The sequence below is a fragment of the Tianweitania sp. genome (assembly GCF_032053605.1).
GTDB lineage: Bacteria > Pseudomonadota > Alphaproteobacteria > Rhizobiales > Rhizobiaceae > Tianweitania.
In genome coordinates this window covers 1-15,345 of sequence record NZ_DAMBUH010000083.1, presented here as the reverse complement: position 1 = coordinate 15,345, position 15,345 = coordinate 1, and the positions used below count along the sequence as shown (strand labels likewise).

The 15,345-nt window shown below is 59.6% G+C and carries 13 protein-coding genes and 1 pseudogene; 6 read left to right on the top strand and 8 right to left on the bottom strand.

Annotated elements, in window-relative coordinates:
* Positions 1-435, bottom strand: a 435-nt coding sequence (gene ssb, locus RTX98_RS15855; protein WP_312797803.1) for a single-stranded DNA-binding protein, incomplete at its 3' end; no start/stop codon positions are given.
* A gap of 710 nt (positions 436-1,145) precedes the next feature.
* Between ssb and uvrA the strand changes: the two genes are divergently transcribed.
* Entirely contained in the window at positions 1,146-4,070 is a 2,925-nt protein-coding gene (gene uvrA / locus RTX98_RS15850) for an excinuclease ABC subunit UvrA (RefSeq protein ID WP_312797802.1), read from the top strand.
* 19 nt (positions 4,071-4,089) lie between these two features.
* Complete coding sequence (locus RTX98_RS15845) at positions 4,090-4,896, top strand: DUF72 domain-containing protein (RefSeq protein WP_312797801.1); 807 nt, start codon at positions 4,090-4,092, stop codon at positions 4,894-4,896.
* Here the strand turns inward: RTX98_RS15845 and RTX98_RS15840 are convergent.
* The gene (locus RTX98_RS15840) at positions 4,886-6,370 is read right to left on the bottom strand and encodes an NAD(P)H-hydrate dehydratase (protein ID WP_312797800.1); all 1,485 of its coding nucleotides are present in this window, start codon (positions 6,368-6,370) and stop codon (positions 4,886-4,888) included. The genes RTX98_RS15845 and RTX98_RS15840 overlap by 11 nt on opposite strands.
* A 282-nt stretch (positions 6,371-6,652) precedes the next feature.
* Here RTX98_RS15840 and RTX98_RS15835 point away from each other — a divergent pair, with 282 nt between their 5' ends.
* Both RTX98_RS15835 and glnA read left to right on the top strand, forming a co-directional pair.
* Positions 6,653-6,991 (top strand): P-II family nitrogen regulator, encoded by a 339-nt coding sequence (locus RTX98_RS15835; protein WP_189502230.1) that lies wholly within the window; start codon positions 6,653-6,655, stop codon positions 6,989-6,991.
* Between the two features lie 41 nt (positions 6,992-7,032).
* Complete coding sequence (gene glnA, locus RTX98_RS15830; RefSeq protein WP_312797799.1) at positions 7,033-8,442, top strand: type I glutamate--ammonia ligase; 1,410 nt, start codon at positions 7,033-7,035, stop codon at positions 8,440-8,442.
* 54 nt (positions 8,443-8,496) lie between these two features.
* On the opposite strand, the gene RTX98_RS15825 is transcribed toward glnA, so the two are convergent.
* Complete coding sequence (locus RTX98_RS15825) at positions 8,497-9,108, bottom strand: DUF899 family protein (RefSeq protein ID WP_416223142.1); 612 nt, start codon at positions 9,106-9,108, stop codon at positions 8,497-8,499.
* A gap of 240 nt (positions 9,109-9,348) precedes the next feature.
* Positions 9,349-10,389 carry a glutamine synthetase beta-grasp domain-containing protein gene (locus RTX98_RS15820; RefSeq protein ID WP_189502236.1) on the bottom strand — a complete coding sequence of 347 codons (1,041 nt, stop codon included), beginning with the start codon at positions 10,387-10,389 and terminating at the stop codon, positions 9,349-9,351.
* A 330-nt stretch (positions 10,390-10,719) separates the two neighbouring features.
* Between RTX98_RS15820 and RTX98_RS15815 the strand changes: the two genes are divergently transcribed.
* Positions 10,720-10,908 (top strand): DUF2735 domain-containing protein, encoded by a 189-nt coding sequence (locus tag RTX98_RS15815; RefSeq protein ID WP_312797798.1) that lies wholly within the window; start codon positions 10,720-10,722, stop codon positions 10,906-10,908.
* 35 nt (positions 10,909-10,943) lie between these two features.
* Here the strand turns inward: RTX98_RS15815 and RTX98_RS15810 are convergent, their stop codons facing one another.
* The 4 genes from RTX98_RS15810 to RTX98_RS15795 form a co-directional block, all read right to left on the bottom strand.
* Positions 10,944-11,738, bottom strand: a complete 795-nt coding sequence (locus RTX98_RS15810; RefSeq protein WP_312797797.1) for an ATP12 family chaperone protein — start codon at positions 11,736-11,738, stop codon at positions 10,944-10,946.
* A 77-nt stretch (positions 11,739-11,815) separates the two neighbouring features.
* Positions 11,816-13,129, bottom strand: coding sequence for a homoserine dehydrogenase (locus RTX98_RS15805; RefSeq protein WP_312797796.1), 1,314 nt, complete (start codon positions 13,127-13,129; stop codon positions 11,816-11,818).
* 30 nt (positions 13,130-13,159) lie between these two features.
* Positions 13,160-14,380, bottom strand: coding sequence for an LL-diaminopimelate aminotransferase (locus RTX98_RS15800; RefSeq protein ID WP_189502244.1), 1,221 nt, complete (start codon positions 14,378-14,380; stop codon positions 13,160-13,162).
* An 88-nt stretch (positions 14,381-14,468) separates the two neighbouring features.
* Positions 14,469-14,978, bottom strand: coding sequence for a hypothetical protein (locus tag RTX98_RS15795; protein ID WP_312797795.1), 510 nt, complete (start codon positions 14,976-14,978; stop codon positions 14,469-14,471).
* Between the two features lie 102 nt (positions 14,979-15,080).
* Between RTX98_RS15795 and RTX98_RS15790 the strand changes: the two are divergent.
* Positions 15,081-15,345, top strand: a pseudogene (locus RTX98_RS15790) (class I poly(R)-hydroxyalkanoic acid synthase); the annotation flags it as partial.

The following is a 15,345-nucleotide window of genomic DNA, read 5'->3' as shown; positions in this document are numbered from 1 at the left end:
ACGGCGCCCGCCGCCGCTACCACCGCTGCCGCTGCCGTAGCTCGAGCCGCCGCCATACTCACCAACATCGCCGCCACCGCCGCCACGGGCATCCAGCATCTGCAATTCACCGCGGAACTTCTGCAGCACCACCTCGGTGCTGTAACGATCCTGACCGTCCTTGTCCTGCCACTTGCGCGTTTGCAGCGAACCTTCCAGGTACACTTTCATGCCCTTCTTCAGATACTGCTCGGCAACCTTGGCGAGGTTATCGTTGAAGATCACAACGCTGTGCCACTCGGTCTTCTCCTTGCGCTCGCCAGAATTCTTGTCTCGCCAGGTTTCGGACGTCGCAATGCGCAGATTGACGACTGCATCGCCGGAATTGAGCCGACGGATCTCCGGATCAGCCCCGAGGTTTCCCACCAGAATGACTTTGTTGACGCTACCCGCCATGATGCTACTCCGTGCTCATCCGAAATCGCTGGCGACCCTATAGGAGCCTTCGCGCTATGTCGCCCGCCGCGTCAGGCTTTTCCACGGTCTGCCGTAAGAACGGTGTTCTCTTTTTGTTCTATATGCCAATGCTTTTTTCGCAAGTGGAAAATGCGTGTCATACCTCTAAAATGACGAAGGCTCCGCGCTTCCATCGGGGAAGAACACGGAGCCTGATATGAGGTCTAAGCCTCCGGTCGGGACGGAGCTCCCGACGCTGTTTCGGATGCTATGCGGTTCAACCGCGATCCGACTGCCGTCTCTGATTTTCGGTTTGCCGTACGCTATGGCGTTTTAAGTCTCGCGTCGGCGGGACCCTGTATAAAGCAGAGCCCCTCAGTTCCAGTCCGGTGGAGTCATGCCTGTCTCCTCGCCTGCTTCCATGCCGATCCGGCTTTGTGCCTGACGCTTCTCTAGCCGCCGCTGTGGCATTGCCGATCGACTGAGTGGAGGATGCGCCGTTCCTGCATAGTCGTCAACCACACCGGCAAAATGTGATCGGCTGAAACACAGAGAGCGAAGTTCCTTGTTTGTTCTTTTTGCTTGCGCGACAGGAGCAAGAGGTTAATGCTGTGTGGAGACGTGGACAGAACGGGTCCACGAACCTACATGCGGGATGCGTGTGCGAGCCTCGTCGCGCAACCTCCGTCAAATCTTATTTGCGAGGCGGCATGGCCGACCACAAGCACATTTCCATTCGCGGCGCGCGCGAGCACAATCTCAAGAACATCGACCTCGATCTGCCGCGTGACAGCCTGATCGTGATGACCGGTCTGTCAGGTTCCGGCAAGTCCTCGCTGGCGTTCGACACGATCTATGCGGAAGGCCAGCGGCGCTATGTCGAGAGCCTGTCGGCCTATGCGCGCCAGTTCCTGGAAATGATGCAAAAGCCGGATGTGGATCAGATCGACGGTCTATCGCCGGCCATTTCCATCGAGCAGAAGACTACCAGCCGCAATCCGCGCTCTACGGTCGGCACGGTCACCGAAATCTACGACTATATGCGCCTGCTTTATGCGCGCGTCGGCATTCCTTACTCGCCCGCCACCGGCCTTCCGATCGAAAGCCAGACGGTCAGCCAGATGGTGGATCGCGTGATGGCGCTCGAAGAAGGCTCACGCCTCTTCATCATGGCGCCAATGGTTCGCGGACGAAAAGGCGAGTACAAGAAGGAGCTTGCCGAGCTTCAGAAGAAAGGTTTCCAGCGCGTCAAAATCGACGGCGAGTTCTACGAAATTGCGGAAGCTCCTGCGCTCGACAAGAAGTACAAGCACGACATTGACGTCGTGGTGGATCGCGTTGTGGTGCGCGGCGACATCGCGGCACGTCTGGCCGACAGCCTTGAGACCTGTCTAAGGCTCGCGGAAGGTTTAGCCGTCGCCGAATTTGCGGACAAGCCGCTGAACGGTAAGCGGACCGGCGCTGACGCCGTCAACAAGTCCAAGAACGAAACGCATGAACGCATCTTGTTCTCGGAGAAGTTTGCCTGTCCGGTTTCCGGCTTCACAATTCCCGAGATCGAGCCGCGCTTGTTCTCGTTCAACAACCCGTTCGGCGCTTGCCCGACCTGCGACGGTCTCGGAAGCCAGAGCGCGATCGATCCAGCCTTGGTGGTTCCCGAGGATCATGTCAGCCTCAAGGAAGGCGCGATTGCTCCTTGGGCCAAATCGAGTTCGCCTTACTACGGCCAGACGCTGGAAGGACTTGGAAAGGAATACGGCTTCAAGCTCGCAGATCGTTGGCGCGATCTTTCCGATGAGGCGAAGCATGCCGTTCTGCATGGTACTGGCGATCGCCAAGTCGCCTTCAGCTATGATGACGGGCTGCGCGCTTACAAGACCACGAAGACCTTTGAAGGCGTGATCCCGAACCTTCAGCGCCGTTGGAAGGAAACGGAATCGGCTTGGATGCGCGAGGAGATCGAGCGCTTCATGTCGGCAACCCCCTGCCCGGCTTGTAAAGGCTATCGCCTGAAGCCGGAAGCCTTGGCCGTGAAGATCGCCGGCAAGCATATCGGCGAAGCAACGGCGCTTTCCATTCGCAACGCAGTCGGCTGGTTCGAAGACCTGCCGCAGTCTCTCAGCACCAAGCACAATGAAATCGCCTATCGCATTCTCAAGGAAATTCGCGAGCGGCTTCGCTTCCTCAACGATGTCGGGCTGGAATATCTCACCTTGGCGCGAAACTCCGGCACGCTGTCCGGCGGCGAAAGCCAGCGCATTCGCTTGGCCTCGCAGATCGGCTCTGGTCTGACCGGCGTGCTTTACGTCCTAGACGAACCCTCTATCGGCCTCCATCAGCGCGACAATGCGCGCTTGCTTGATACGCTGCGCCACCTGCGCGATCTCGGCAATACGGTGATCGTGGTGGAGCATGATGAGGATGCAATCCTCACAGCCGATTATGTCGTCGATATTGGGCCGGCCGCCGGCGTTCACGGCGGCCAGATCATCGCACAGGGCACGCCTTCCGACATCATGGCGAGCGACGAGTCTCTGACCGGCAAATATTTGTCTGGCGCGCTGGAAGTCGCCCTGCCGGCGGAACGGCGCAAAGCCAAGAAGGGCAAGTCGATCAAGGTCATCGGCGCGCGTGGCAACAACCTGCGCAATGTTACCGGTGAGATTCCGCTCGGCACCTTCACGGCTGTTACGGGTGTTTCGGGCGGTGGTAAATCGACCTTCCTGATCGAGACGCTGTTCAAGGCTGCGTCCCGCCGCGTCATGGGCTCGCGCGAGCTTCCGGCCGAGCACGATCGCATTGAGGGCTTGGAATTCATCGACAAGGTCATCGACATCGACCAGTCGCCGATCGGTCGTACCCCGCGTTCCAACCCTGCGACCTATACCGGCGCCTTCACACCGATCCGCGACTGGTTCGCGGGTCTGCCGGAAGCGAAGGCGCGCGGCTACCAACCCGGCCGTTTCTCGTTCAACATCAAGGGCGGCCGCTGCGAGGCGTGCCAGGGCGACGGTGTCATCAAGATCGAGATGCACTTTCTGCCGGACGTGTATGTCACCTGCGATGTCTGCCACGGGAAGCGTTACAATCGCGAGACCCTCGACGTGACGTTCAAGGGCAAGTCGATCGCGGATGTGCTGGACATGACCGTCGAAGAAGGCGTCGACTTCTTCGCTGCTGTGCCGGTTGTGCGCGACAAGCTGGAAACACTGAAGCAGGTTGGCCTCGGCTATATCAAGGTCGGCCAGCAGGCTACGACGCTTTCCGGCGGCGAGGCTCAGCGCATCAAGCTCGCCAAAGAATTGTCGCGTAAAGCCACCGGCAAGACGCTCTACATCCTGGACGAGCCAACGACCGGTCTGCACTTCCACGACGTCGCCAAGCTGCTCGAACTGCTCCAGGAGTTGGTGGATCAGGGCAACACGGTCGTGGTCATCGAGCACAATCTCGAGGTCATCAAGACTGCCGATTGGCTGCTGGATCTTGGTCCTGAAGGCGGTGACGGTGGCGGTGAGCTGGTTGCCAGCGGCACGCCCGAAGAGGTGGTGAAGGTGGAACGCAGCTATACCGGTCGCTTCCTCAAGGAGCTTTTGGAGCGCCGGCCCGGCGCACGCCAGGCTGAAGCTGCAGAATAATCTGAAGCGGGGGGCAAGGATGAGCAAGAGCGGAACAATCCGGGCGGGTATCGGCGGCTGGACCTTCGAGCCATGGGAAGGCACGTTCTATCCTGACGACCTGCCAAAGAAGCGGCAGCTCGAATTCGCCTCGTCACAGCTCCGGACTATCGAGATCAATGGCACTTATTATCGCGGACAAACGCCGGCGACCTTCGCGAAATGGGCGGCAGATGTGCCGGATGGCTTCGTCTTTTCGGTAAAGGGCAATCGCTTCGTCACCAACAAGAAGGTGCTCGGTGAGGCCGGAGAATCGATGAAGAAGTTCTTCGACACCGGCGTTCATGAACTCGGTGAGAAGCTCGGGCCGATCATCTGGCAGTTCGCACCCACCAAGAAGTTCGAGCCCGACGACTTTGAGGCATTTCTGAAGCTGCTGCCGTCGGACAGCGGCGGGCTAAAGCTGCGGCATGTGCTCGAAGTCCGCAATGCCAGTTTCATCGATCCCGCCTTCGTTGCCCTGGCAGAGAAGTACAAGGCTGCGATCTGTCACGCAGACCATCATGATTATCCTGAGATCGCGGATGTGACGGCCGACTTCGTGTATTCGCGCCTGCAAAAGGGCGAGGATGATGTCCCGACTGCCTATCCGGAGCAGGCTATCGAGACTTGGGCCGAAAGAGCCAAGGCTTGGGCCAGGGGTGAACAACCGACCGGCCCGAACCTGGCCGCGCCGGATCGTAAGCCGAAGAAGATGGCGCGCGACGTCTTCGTCTACTTCATTCACGAAGGGAAGATCCGTGCGCCTCAAGCCGCAATTTCGCTTCAGCAGAAGCTTAGCGACTGATCAGTTCCGCCAAAACCTTGCGGGCCGCTTGAGGCAGATCTTCCGCCGTCATGCCGAAGCCCTCCCGCCTGCCTGCTTCGGCGTGAATCCAGACGGCCGCGCAGGCTCCTTCAAAGGGTGACGTGCCTTGTGCCAGCAGTGCGGCGACAAGGCCGGCAAGCACATCTCCTGAGCCAGCGGTTGCAAGCCACACTGTGCCATTGGTGTTGATCACCGCACGGCCATCAGGTGCGGCAATAACGGTGTCGGCGCCTTTGTAGATCACGACGGCCATCGCGCGTTTGGCAGCCATCCGAGCACGTTCCACCTTGGACAGCATCTTGTCCTCTGCGAGATCTGAAAACAAACGCGCGAATTCGCCTTCGTGCGGGGTGAGAACCAGAGGCGGCTTCTCACCCGTACGAGCCTTCAGAAATGCGTCCCGGTCTTTTGCCAGTAAGGTAATGGCATCGGCATCAAGCACCAGCGGCGTCTCACCCTGCTGGAGCAACGCGCTGACGACCGCCATCTGCTTCTCGCCAGTGCCAAATCCCGGCCCACAAACCAAGCTCTGCACCTTACGCTGCTCAGCGAAGGTGAGAACATCGTCAGGTGCATCGAAGCGATGCAGCATGGTTGCAGTGAGATGCGTGGCAAGAGCAGCCAGCGCATCGGGCGGCGACAAGACGGTGACGGCGCCTGCCCCTGCCCGCGCCGCCGCTTCCGCCGAGAGCCGTGCTGCCCCAGTTGCCGACATTTTTCCGGACAAAACAACCACGTGACCACGCTGATACTTATGAGCAATTGCAGACGGACGCGGCAAGGCATGCAGCCATACCTCAGGCCCATTCTCCCACAGTTGAGGTGCGATGTCCGACAGAACACCTGCGGTAATTCCGATATCGGCCAGCACAAGCTCGCCACACAAGCTACGCCCAGGATAAAGCAGATGGCCAGGCTTCGGGCGAAAGAACGTTACGGTACAATCCGCCTGCAGCGCGTCTCCAAAAACTGCTCCGCTCAGCCCCGATAGACCGGACGGCAGATCAACCGCTAAGACCTGACTACCGGCGGCCCTCACCCTCTCCAATGCTCGCCGATCGCTGCTTTCGAGCTCGCGCGCCAAACCAGCACCGTAGAGCGCATCAATGACCAGCATGTCAGGCTGCGGCGAAAAATCTTCCAGCTCACCAACAGCGCCTGACCATTTGCCTGCAGCCCTCGCCGCATCACTTCCGGCACGCGGCTTGCCGCTTCGCCAGACCTCGACCGGCAAGCCGCTATCCGCAAGCAAGCAGGCCGCAGCAACATAGCCATCCCCACCATTGTTGCCGGGCCCGCATAGAACCGCGATCCGACCTGCCTTGGCAAACCTCTTCAGAGCCTCGGAAGCGACGGCCTCACCGGCCGCCTGCATCAGCTGCCAGGTCGGGACGCCGGCTCGTTCCGCATTGTGATCTGCTTGCGCCATCTCGGCTGGCGTCAGAATTTCCATCGAACCTCCTGCGGCAAAGCGGCTGACTCCGTTCCGCTATTGTAAGATGCTGCTTTAATGGGCATCTTGCTCACTTTTTCTGCACCGCAAACGCAGCGGTTTGCTTGTCTTCTTTGCAGAACGGTTATCCTGCACATCCGTTTCGCGCTACACGTTAGGTGTAGAACCGCTTCGCGCGAAGCCTGTTGGAAGCGAACGGGAAGGCTAGGCTTTGGCACGCTTCCTGCTTACAACATTGCGAGCGGCAAACGACGCGCAGTCAGTACAGTGGAGGCAGGCGCCATGAAGAAGATCGAAGCCATCATCAAGCCGTTCAAGCTGGACGAGGTCAAGGAAGCGCTCCAGGAAGTTGGCCTCCAAGGCATCACCGTCACCGAAGCCAAAGGCTTCGGCCGTCAAAAGGGCCATACCGAGCTTTACCGGGGCGCCGAATATGTCGTGGACTTCCTGCCAAAGGTGAAGATCGAAGTCGTGCTCAATGACGAGGCTGTTGACGCAGCGGTTGAGGCTATCCGCAATGCAGCACAAACCGGCCGCATCGGCGACGGCAAGATTTTCGTTTCCAATATCGAAGAAGTCGTGCGAATTCGTACTGGCGAAACCGGCATCGACGCAATCTGAACGACGGCTGCAACCATCCCATCGGAGACAGGAAAGACAACATGACGACAGCCAATGACATCATGAAGCAGATCAAGGACAACGAGGTTAAGTTCGTTGACCTGCGCTTCACTGATCCGAAGGGCAAGATGCACCACGTCACGATGGATGTGGTGGAAGTTGACGAAGACATGTTTGCCGACGGCGTCATGTTCGACGGCTCCTCAATCGGCGGCTGGAAGGCCATCAACGAGTCCGACATGGTGCTGATGCCGGACATGGATACGGTCCACATGGACCCGTTCTTCGCGCAGTCGACCATGGTCGTGATGTGCGACATCCTCGATCCGGTCTCGGGCGAGTCCTATAATCGCGATCCGCGTGGCACGGCCAAGAAGGCGGAAGCCTACATGAAGGCCGAAGGCGTGGGCGACACGATCTTCGTTGGTCCTGAAGCCGAGTTCTTCATCTTCGACGACGTGAAGTACAAGGCAGATCCCTACAATACCGGCTTCAAGCTGGACTCGACCGAGCTGCCGTCGAATGACGACACCGATTACGAGACCGGCAATATGGGTCACCGTCCCCGCGTGAAGGGTGGCTATTTCCCGGTTCCGCCGATCGACTCCGCGCAGGATATGCGCTCCGAAATGCTGACCGTTCTCACCGAAATGGGTGTTCGCACGGAAAAGCATCACCACGAAGTGGCCGCTGCCCAGCACGAACTCGGCTTAAAGTTCGACACGTTGGTTCGCAACGCCGATAAGATGCAGATCTACAAGTATGTCGTGCATCAGGTCGCCAACGCTTATGGCAAGACCGCGACCTTCATGCCGAAGCCTGTATTCGGCGACAACGGCTCGGGTATGCACGTTCACATGTCGATCTGGCGCGACGGCAAGCCGACCTTTGCGGGCAACGAATATGCCGGCCTGTCGGAGAACTGCCTGTTCTTCATTGGCGGTGTGATCAAGCACGCCAAGGCGATCAATGCCTTCACCAACCCGCTGACGAATTCCTACAAGCGTCTGGTGCCTGGCTATGAAGCGCCGGTTCTGCTGGCTTACTCGGCACGCAACCGTTCGGCATCATGCCGCATTCCGTTCGGCTCGTCGCCGAAGTCCAAGCGCGTAGAAGTCCGCTTCCCTGATCCGGGCGCGAACCCGTACCTCGCCTTTGCTGCGCTGCTGATGGCTGGTCTTGACGGCATCAAGAACAAGATCCATCCAGGCCAGCCGATGGACAAGGATCTTTACGACCTTCCGCCGAAAGAGCTGAAGAAGATCCCAACCGTAGCCGGTTCCCTGCGCGAAGCATTGCAGAACCTCGACCGCGACCGCGGATTCCTGAAGGCTGGCGGCGTGTTCGACGACGACCAGATCGACGCTTTCATCGAGCTGAAGATGGCCGAGGTAATGCGCTTCGAGATGACGCCTCACCCTGTCGAGTTCGACATGTACTACTCGGTCTAATCCATCAGCCCTCGCATGAAAAACCCGCCTGCAAAGGCGGGTTTTTTGTTGTCGTCAGTAGCTCAAGCTAGGATACCAATCCCTGCGGCGGCCATTAGGCGTCAGATCAAGGATCGACCACAGTGGTGCGATATCGGGCGCATCACGCGGGTCTTGACCAAGGTCAGCCATCTCGGCCGTCATCTCGCTTTTCCAAAAGAGCCGCACCTCCTCGCCGTCCCGCTTGAAAACGAGCAGCGCCGGATTCTCGCTCCCGTCTTCATTGATCAAGCCGAGATCGTTGGCGTAGTCATCGCCAATCGTCTGTACGAAGTCCAAGTCGCGCCAACCGCGCTCATGAGCAAAGGCTTGCTGCCGCTCGACCGAACTGCGCCCAATGATCTTCAGTGCAACATTCTGTCTGATATCGGCAGCGTTGCCGTTCACACCACCCAACCAGTTCGTGCACATTGGGCAAGGCCGCTTGCGTTCAGGCCCATACATCCAGAAGTAAGTGACGAGCGCATCCTTGTGGCCGAAGAGATCAAGAAGACGTAACTGACGATCGTCGGCATCGAGGAAGCGGTAGTGCTTCATGATGATCGGCCCCGGCGGCAACGATCGCCGCTGCTCGGCCACACGCGTCATGTGCCTGCGCAGTTCGATCTCGTCCGCGAGCAAGTCCATCCTGGCTTTCGCGTATGCCGCACTTTCTTCCGTGAAGACAGGTCGCCGCTTCGTGGCAAGTTGGTCGGCGTCTGACAGTTCAGTCACAGCTATGTCCTCCCAAACAGATACGAGGACGAAACTATCAAGCGCTAACCGACACGCCGTCAATCATTGTTGATACGGGCAGCAGGCAAGAAAGAAGGCCCGGCAGTTTCCTGCCGAGCCTCTTTGCTGTTCCCCTTCGGATTATCAGCAGTCTTAAGCAGCAGCCTTCTTGATGCCCTCGACCGGGACATCGGCAATCGTCTTCAGCACCTGGGATGCAATCTGGTAGGGGTCGCCCTGCGAGTTCGGGCGACGGTCCTCGAGATAGCCCTTGTAGCCATTGTTCACGAAGGAATGCGGCACGCGGATCGAGGCGCCACGATCGGCAACACCGTAGGAGAACTTGTTCCACGGAGCAGTCTCGTGCTTGCCGGTCAGGCGTTTGTCGTTGTCCGGACCATAGACCGCGATGTGGTCATCAAGGTTCTTGTCGAAAGCCGCCATGAGAGCCTCGAAGTACTCCTTGCCGCCCACTTCGCGCATGTAAGTGGTCGAGAAGTTGCAATGCATGCCCGAGCCGTTCCAGTCGGTATCACCCAGCGGCTTGCAGTGGAACTCGATGTCGATGCCGTACTGTTCCGTCAGGCGCAGAAGCAGGTAGCGTGCGATCCAGATCTGGTCGGCAGCCTTCTTGGAGCCCTTTCCAAAGATCTGGAACTCCCATTGACCCTTGGCCACTTCGGCATTGATGCCCTCGTGATTGATGCCGGCCGCAAGGCAGAGGTCGAGATGCTCTTCGACGATCTCGCGAGCGACGTTGCCGACATTCTTGAAGCCGACGCCGGTGTAATACGGGCCTTGCGGTGCCGGGTAGCCGGACTCCGGAAAACCGAGCGGACGACCGTCCTTGTAGAAGAAGTATTCCTGTTCGAAGCCGAACCACGCGCCGTCATCGTCCAGGATGGTCGCGCGCTTGTTGGAGACGTGCGGGGTAACACCATCCGGCATCATGACTTCGCACATGACGAGCACGCCGTTCGTGCGAGCCGGATCCTCGTAAAGGGCGACCGGCTTTAGCACGCAGTCCGACGAATGGCCTTCAGCCTGCATCGTGGACGAACCGTCGAAGCCCCACAGCGGAAGCTCTTCAAGCGTCGGGAAGGAGGCGAACTCCTTGATCTGCGTCTTGCCGCGCAGGTTCGGGACCGGAGTGTAACCGTCCAACCAAATATATTCGAGCTTGTACTTTGTCATTCTGGCCTCTCGTAACCACGACCTGAAGCGCCCACGTCGGTGCGGCCGTGAAGGGACCGACGGCTTCAGTTCAGGCTTTGCAAGCGGCGTGCCAGTTGGATGCGGACATCTCTCCGGGGATGAAGTCGGCTATCATTTTTCTGCACAAACAAGGCTGCGCATGGGCGGAACCTGCATCCGGAAAAGCCGTTGAAGCGCTGCTCGGTAAGTTCGCCGGCTAGTTCTGCACGAGGCCGCTTAAAAAAGAGGCTTTGTTGCACAAATCATTTGCAGCCCCTATATTCGCCCTTACCGTTTTTCGAATACAACGATGACTTGGAAGGAAGTGCCATGATGACTTCCCAAACCGCTTCAGCAGTAATCTACGAGTTCCCCGTTGGCGGCCGCGCGACGCGCGCAAAGGGGCCTCGCAGCTGGGATAAGACGTCACATCCGCAAGCAGTCGCTCCGGTGATCATGCCGGAAAGCGGCTGGTACCACGATGTGGCAATGCAGGAAGACGTTCCGCAGAAGAACTAGGCGTAAGCGCCAAGAAGGCGCTTCATGGCGCGCGGCTAGTTCGATCCCCGAGTTTGCAGCAGCGAGTGCGCCGCTTCCATGTCGCGGCGGCGGAAAGCGCGGCGTGCCTGTGCTTCCTCATCCTCGCCCCACTGGTCGATATTCCAGTCTTCATCGACATGGGCCGCAGTCCACGCTTCCTCGAAGCTGAATTCACCGGCCTCCAGTGCCAGTGCGATCAAAGCCGAGCCGGCGATCGACGTCATGACATGGAGCGATGCCAAGCGGAATGGATTGGCATCACGCTTTAAGTGAAAGCCGACCGCTGCCACCGATTCCTTCGGCTGCTCGACATGCATCACGCCTTCTGACAGGAAGAAGCGAGCGCCAAGTGTTGCGCGTGCCCAATCTAGCACCGGATCCCAAGTCTCGGACTGAAGCGACACCAGCTTTTCCGGCGTATCTGCGCGGTAAAACACCAGGTCGGACGACGCAAAGCGCATTATGTCTTCAATCACCGCCTGCGGATCGTTCGCCACGCCATCCACCGCGGTGTTGACGAGACGATAAGCCGGCATGGTCGCAAGATTGACCACGTCCTGCTGAGCCCGAAACTCTTCGGCAACAAGTGCTGCAGCGGCCTCTGTCGGCAACATGATGATGCGCTGACCAGGCGTGCGGATGGCTTTGCCGTCCAGTTCAATGGCCCACCCATCATCCGACCGCGCAACACCAACGTCCTTATAGAACCGCTTCGGCATCACCGGTTTGGTGAGCCTTTGCGCCCGCTTCACCGGATCCTCATCGTTGTGGACCGGTCCGCCTTCGAGGTCGTTCAGGATGTCGCGCATGATATCTCGCCTCTGCAGAAGCAGAACAAATAGGAATGAGGGTCCCGGTTCGCTACTGCGATCGTGTCGACGGGCTTTTACTCGGCGCGCTCGATGCGGATAACCTGCGCCTTGTCGGTGAGGTGGCCGTCCTTGGTAATGCCCTCGACGGCACGACGCACAGCCGCTTCTGTCGTTTCATGCGTAACCAGAACCACCGTCTTCACCTCAGCATCCAAGCCGCTGTCGGCCTGCTGCACGATCGACTCCAGCGAGATGTCGGCGTCGGCCATCCGCTTGGCAATGGCTGCGAAAACGCCGGTGCGATCATGCACGGTCAAGCGGATGAAATAGCCGCCAGCATGTGAGCGCATCTTCGCCTTTTTGTACGGCTTGAGTTCCTTGGCCGGACGACCAAACACCGGTCCATGCTGGAAGCCGGGCTGGCTTTTGGCGATATCGGCAATGTCGCCGATCACGGCCGAGGCCGTCGCGTTGCCACCAGCGCCCGGACCTACCAGAAGCAGGTCGCCAAGAATGTCGCTCTGGATCGCCACCGCGTTCGTGACGCCATGCACCTGCGCGATCACCGATTGGGTTGGCACCATGGTCGGATGCACGCGCTGTTCGATGCCGCTTTCGGTGCGTACGGCAACGCCAAGCAGCTTGATGCGATAGCCAAGGCTCGCCGCAGCGCGGATATCGGCCTGGCTTATATTGCTGATACCTTCGAGATAGATGTCGTCGGCCGCGATCTTGGAGCCGAAAGCGAGGCTGGTCAGGATCGACAGCTTGTGCGCGGTGTCGTTGCCCTCGATGTCGAAGGTCGGATCGGCTTCGGCATAGCCGAGACGCTGCGCATCGGCGAGGCAGTCTTCGAAGGACAGGCCTTCGGCTTCCATCCGGGTCAGGATGTAGTTGCATGTGCCGTTGAGAATGCCGAACACACGCGACACGCTGTTGCCGGCCAAGGCTTCACGCATGGTCTTGATCACCGGGATACCGCCGGCGACCGCCGCTTCGTAGTTGAGCAGGACGCCTTTCTTCTCGGCGGATTCAGCCAACGCGACACCGTGCTTGGCGAGCAGAGCCTTGTTGGCGGTCACGACATGGCGGCCGGCGTCAATTGCTGCCTTAATCGCATCGCGCGCAGGGCCTTCATCGCCCCCCATCAATTCCACGAAAACGTCGATCTCCGCGGTCTTGGCGAGCGCGACCGGATCGTCGAACCATTGCGCGCCGGACAGGTCGACGCCGCGATCGCGGTCCTTGTTGCGAGCGGAAACGGCGGTCACGCTGATCGGGCGGCCGCATTGACGCTGCAGCTCTGCAGCCTTTTCGGCGAGCACCCGCACCACCGAGGCGCCAACCGTACCGAGGCCAGCGATGCCGACGCGCAATGCTTCCGTCATAATCAAAACGTCCTGGAAATAGAGTTGGGCTCAGCGGCGGGCGCTGAGCGGTATCACATTGTCAAAACGGCCTTCGGCGCTCGCCTGCAGGAAGCGCTTGATGTTGCGCGCGGCTTGGCGAATGCGGTGTTCGTTCTCCACCAAGGCAAGACGCACATAATCATCGCCATGCTCGCCGAAGCCGATGCCTGGCGCCACCGCCACATCGGCATGCTCGATGAGAAGCTTGGAAAACTCCAGCGAGCCCATGGCACGATACTGTTCGGGGATCGGCGCCCAGGCAAACATCGTGGCAGCGGGTGGCGGAACATTGAAGCCGGCGCGACCGAACGATTCCACCATCACATCGCGACGCTTGCGGTAAATGGAGCGCACTTCCTCAATGTCGGAACCATCGCCGTTCAGCGCAGCACTAGCGGCTACCTGGATCGGGGTAAAAGCACCGTAATCGAGATAGGACTTCACACGCGTCAGAGCCGAGATGAGCCGTTCATTGCCGACGGCAAAACCCATGCGCCAGCCAGGCATGGAAAAGGTCTTCGACATCGAGGTGAACTCGACGGCGACATCGATCGCGCCCGGCACTTGCAGGATCGATGGCGGCGGCGCGCCGTCGAAGAAGATCTCCGCGTAAGCCAGATCGGACAGGAGGATCAGATCGTTCTTCTTCGCGAAATCAACGACGTCCTTGTAGAAGTCGAGCGTTGCGACATGCGCGGTTGGGTTCGACGGATAGTTGAGGATCAGCGCGATCGGCTTGGGGATCGAATGTTTTACCGCCCGTTCCAGCGCCGGAATAAAGCTCGCATCCGGCTCAGCCTGGATTGAGCGGATCACGCCGCCCGACATGATGAAGCCGAAGGCGTGGATCGGATAGGTTGGGTTCGGGCAGATCACGACATCGCCTGGCGCCGTGATCGCCTGCGCCATATTGGCGAAGCCTTCCTTGGAGCCGAGCGTCGCGACGATCTGCGTGTCCGGGTTCAGCTTCACGCCGAAGCGGCGCGCATAATAATTGGCTTGGGCGCGACGCAGGCCCGGAATGCCGCGCGACGAGGAATAGCGATGCGTACGCGGATCGCGCACAGTATCGACCAGCTTGTCAACGATCGCCTGGGGCGTCGGCAGATCGGGATTGCCCATGCCGAGATCGATGATGTCGATGCCCTTGGCGCGCGCGTCGGCCTTCAGTCGATTGACCTGTTCGAAAACGTAAGGCGGCAGCCGCCGAACCTTGTGGAACTCTTCCATGGCAAATCTCGCGGGCGATCAGAAAGCGATGCTTGCGGCTCTATACCGATTTCACCGCAGGGTCGAGGTAAGAAGGCGGCAAATCAGGCTATTGCGCCGATTCCGCCGAAATGGCCTGCAGCGTGTTGTCGCCATGGCTCGCACCGATCCGACGAAGCTCATCGGGCGTCGGTACGCTGCGCGCGGCATCGGCATTCGTGCGGCTCACGCGCCCTTGCGTGGAGCGAAGATCGGCGAGGAGGGCCGCACTTTCTTCCGGCGTAAGCTGTGTATTCGCGGCTGCGCGGCGCTGGTTCAGGTTGGGAAAAGCGCCGGTGTTCTGCACGCCTGTCGATTGAGCGGCCGACTGAGCGCTGATCGAGGCACGGCGCGCCTGTGCGTCACGCGCGCCCCTTTCCTGCGCCACATCCTGCGTGTTCGACGGTGCCAAGGTCGTGGAACCGGGCTGCGGCAAGGCCGCGGGTTGAACAACCGGCGCCATCGCATTCGTCATGTCGCGGGTCGTGCAACCGGCAACCCCGAGGGCTGTGATCGCGGCCACAGCCATGGAAATGGCGGAAGTGGAACAAACGGATGCGAAAGAACGGCCGAAGGTCATGAAATCTCCCCATCCACCCTTAACAGGGGCAAGGTCTGGTTGGACCGCTATGGTCGTCCCATGATAATGTGTCAAGAACACGCTCGGGAGGAGCACGGTGTCATGACGGAAAGGCCGGAACGAACCGAAGAATGCAGCACCGGCGGTGCAGCCGGATCGAAGACTTTCGACAAAGCATCGGTCGAGCCGTTCCTCATCAAAAACCCGGATAGTTTCGCGCTCAATCTCGCGCGCATGATGGAAGAAGCCGGCAAGGCGGCGGCGGCCTGGGCCGGTCCGCGCGAGCGCGGCGAACTCCCCGCCGCATCAGCCGAACCGCTGTCGGACATGGTGCGGACCTTCTCCAAGGTGACGGAATACTGGCTGG

Excerpts from the sequence above, each read along its gene's own strand:
- RTX98_RS15815 (WP_312797798.1), top strand. The coding sequence starts at position 10,720 with ATGATGACTTCCCAAACCGCTTCAGCAGTAATCTACGAGTTCCCCGTT.
- RTX98_RS15835 (WP_189502230.1), top strand. The coding sequence starts at position 6,653 with ATGAAGAAGATCGAAGCCATCATCAAGCCGTTCAAGCTGGACGAGGTC.
- RTX98_RS15825 (WP_416223142.1), bottom strand. The coding sequence starts at position 9,108 with ATGGACTTGCTCGCGGACGAGATCGAACTGCGCAGGCACATGACGCGT.
- RTX98_RS15795 (WP_312797795.1), bottom strand. The coding sequence starts at position 14,978 with ATGACCTTCGGCCGTTCTTTCGCATCCGTTTGTTCCACTTCCGCCATT.
- RTX98_RS15805 (WP_312797796.1), bottom strand. The coding sequence starts at position 13,129 with ATGACGGAAGCATTGCGCGTCGGCATCGCTGGCCTCGGTACGGTTGGC.
- RTX98_RS15820 (WP_189502236.1), bottom strand. The coding sequence starts at position 10,389 with ATGACAAAGTACAAGCTCGAATATATTTGGTTGGACGGTTACACTCCG.
- uvrA (WP_312797802.1), top strand. The coding sequence starts at position 1,146 with ATGGCCGACCACAAGCACATTTCCATTCGCGGCGCGCGCGAGCACAAT.
- RTX98_RS15810 (WP_312797797.1), bottom strand. The coding sequence starts at position 11,738 with ATGCGCGACATCCTGAACGACCTCGAAGGCGGACCGGTCCACAACGAT.
- glnA (WP_312797799.1), top strand. The coding sequence starts at position 7,033 with ATGACGACAGCCAATGACATCATGAAGCAGATCAAGGACAACGAGGTT.
- RTX98_RS15840 (WP_312797800.1), bottom strand. The coding sequence starts at position 6,370 with ATGGAAATTCTGACGCCAGCCGAGATGGCGCAAGCAGATCACAATGCG.
- RTX98_RS15800 (WP_189502244.1), bottom strand. The coding sequence starts at position 14,380 with ATGGAAGAGTTCCACAAGGTTCGGCGGCTGCCGCCTTACGTTTTCGAA.
- RTX98_RS15845 (WP_312797801.1), top strand. The coding sequence starts at position 4,090 with ATGAGCAAGAGCGGAACAATCCGGGCGGGTATCGGCGGCTGGACCTTC.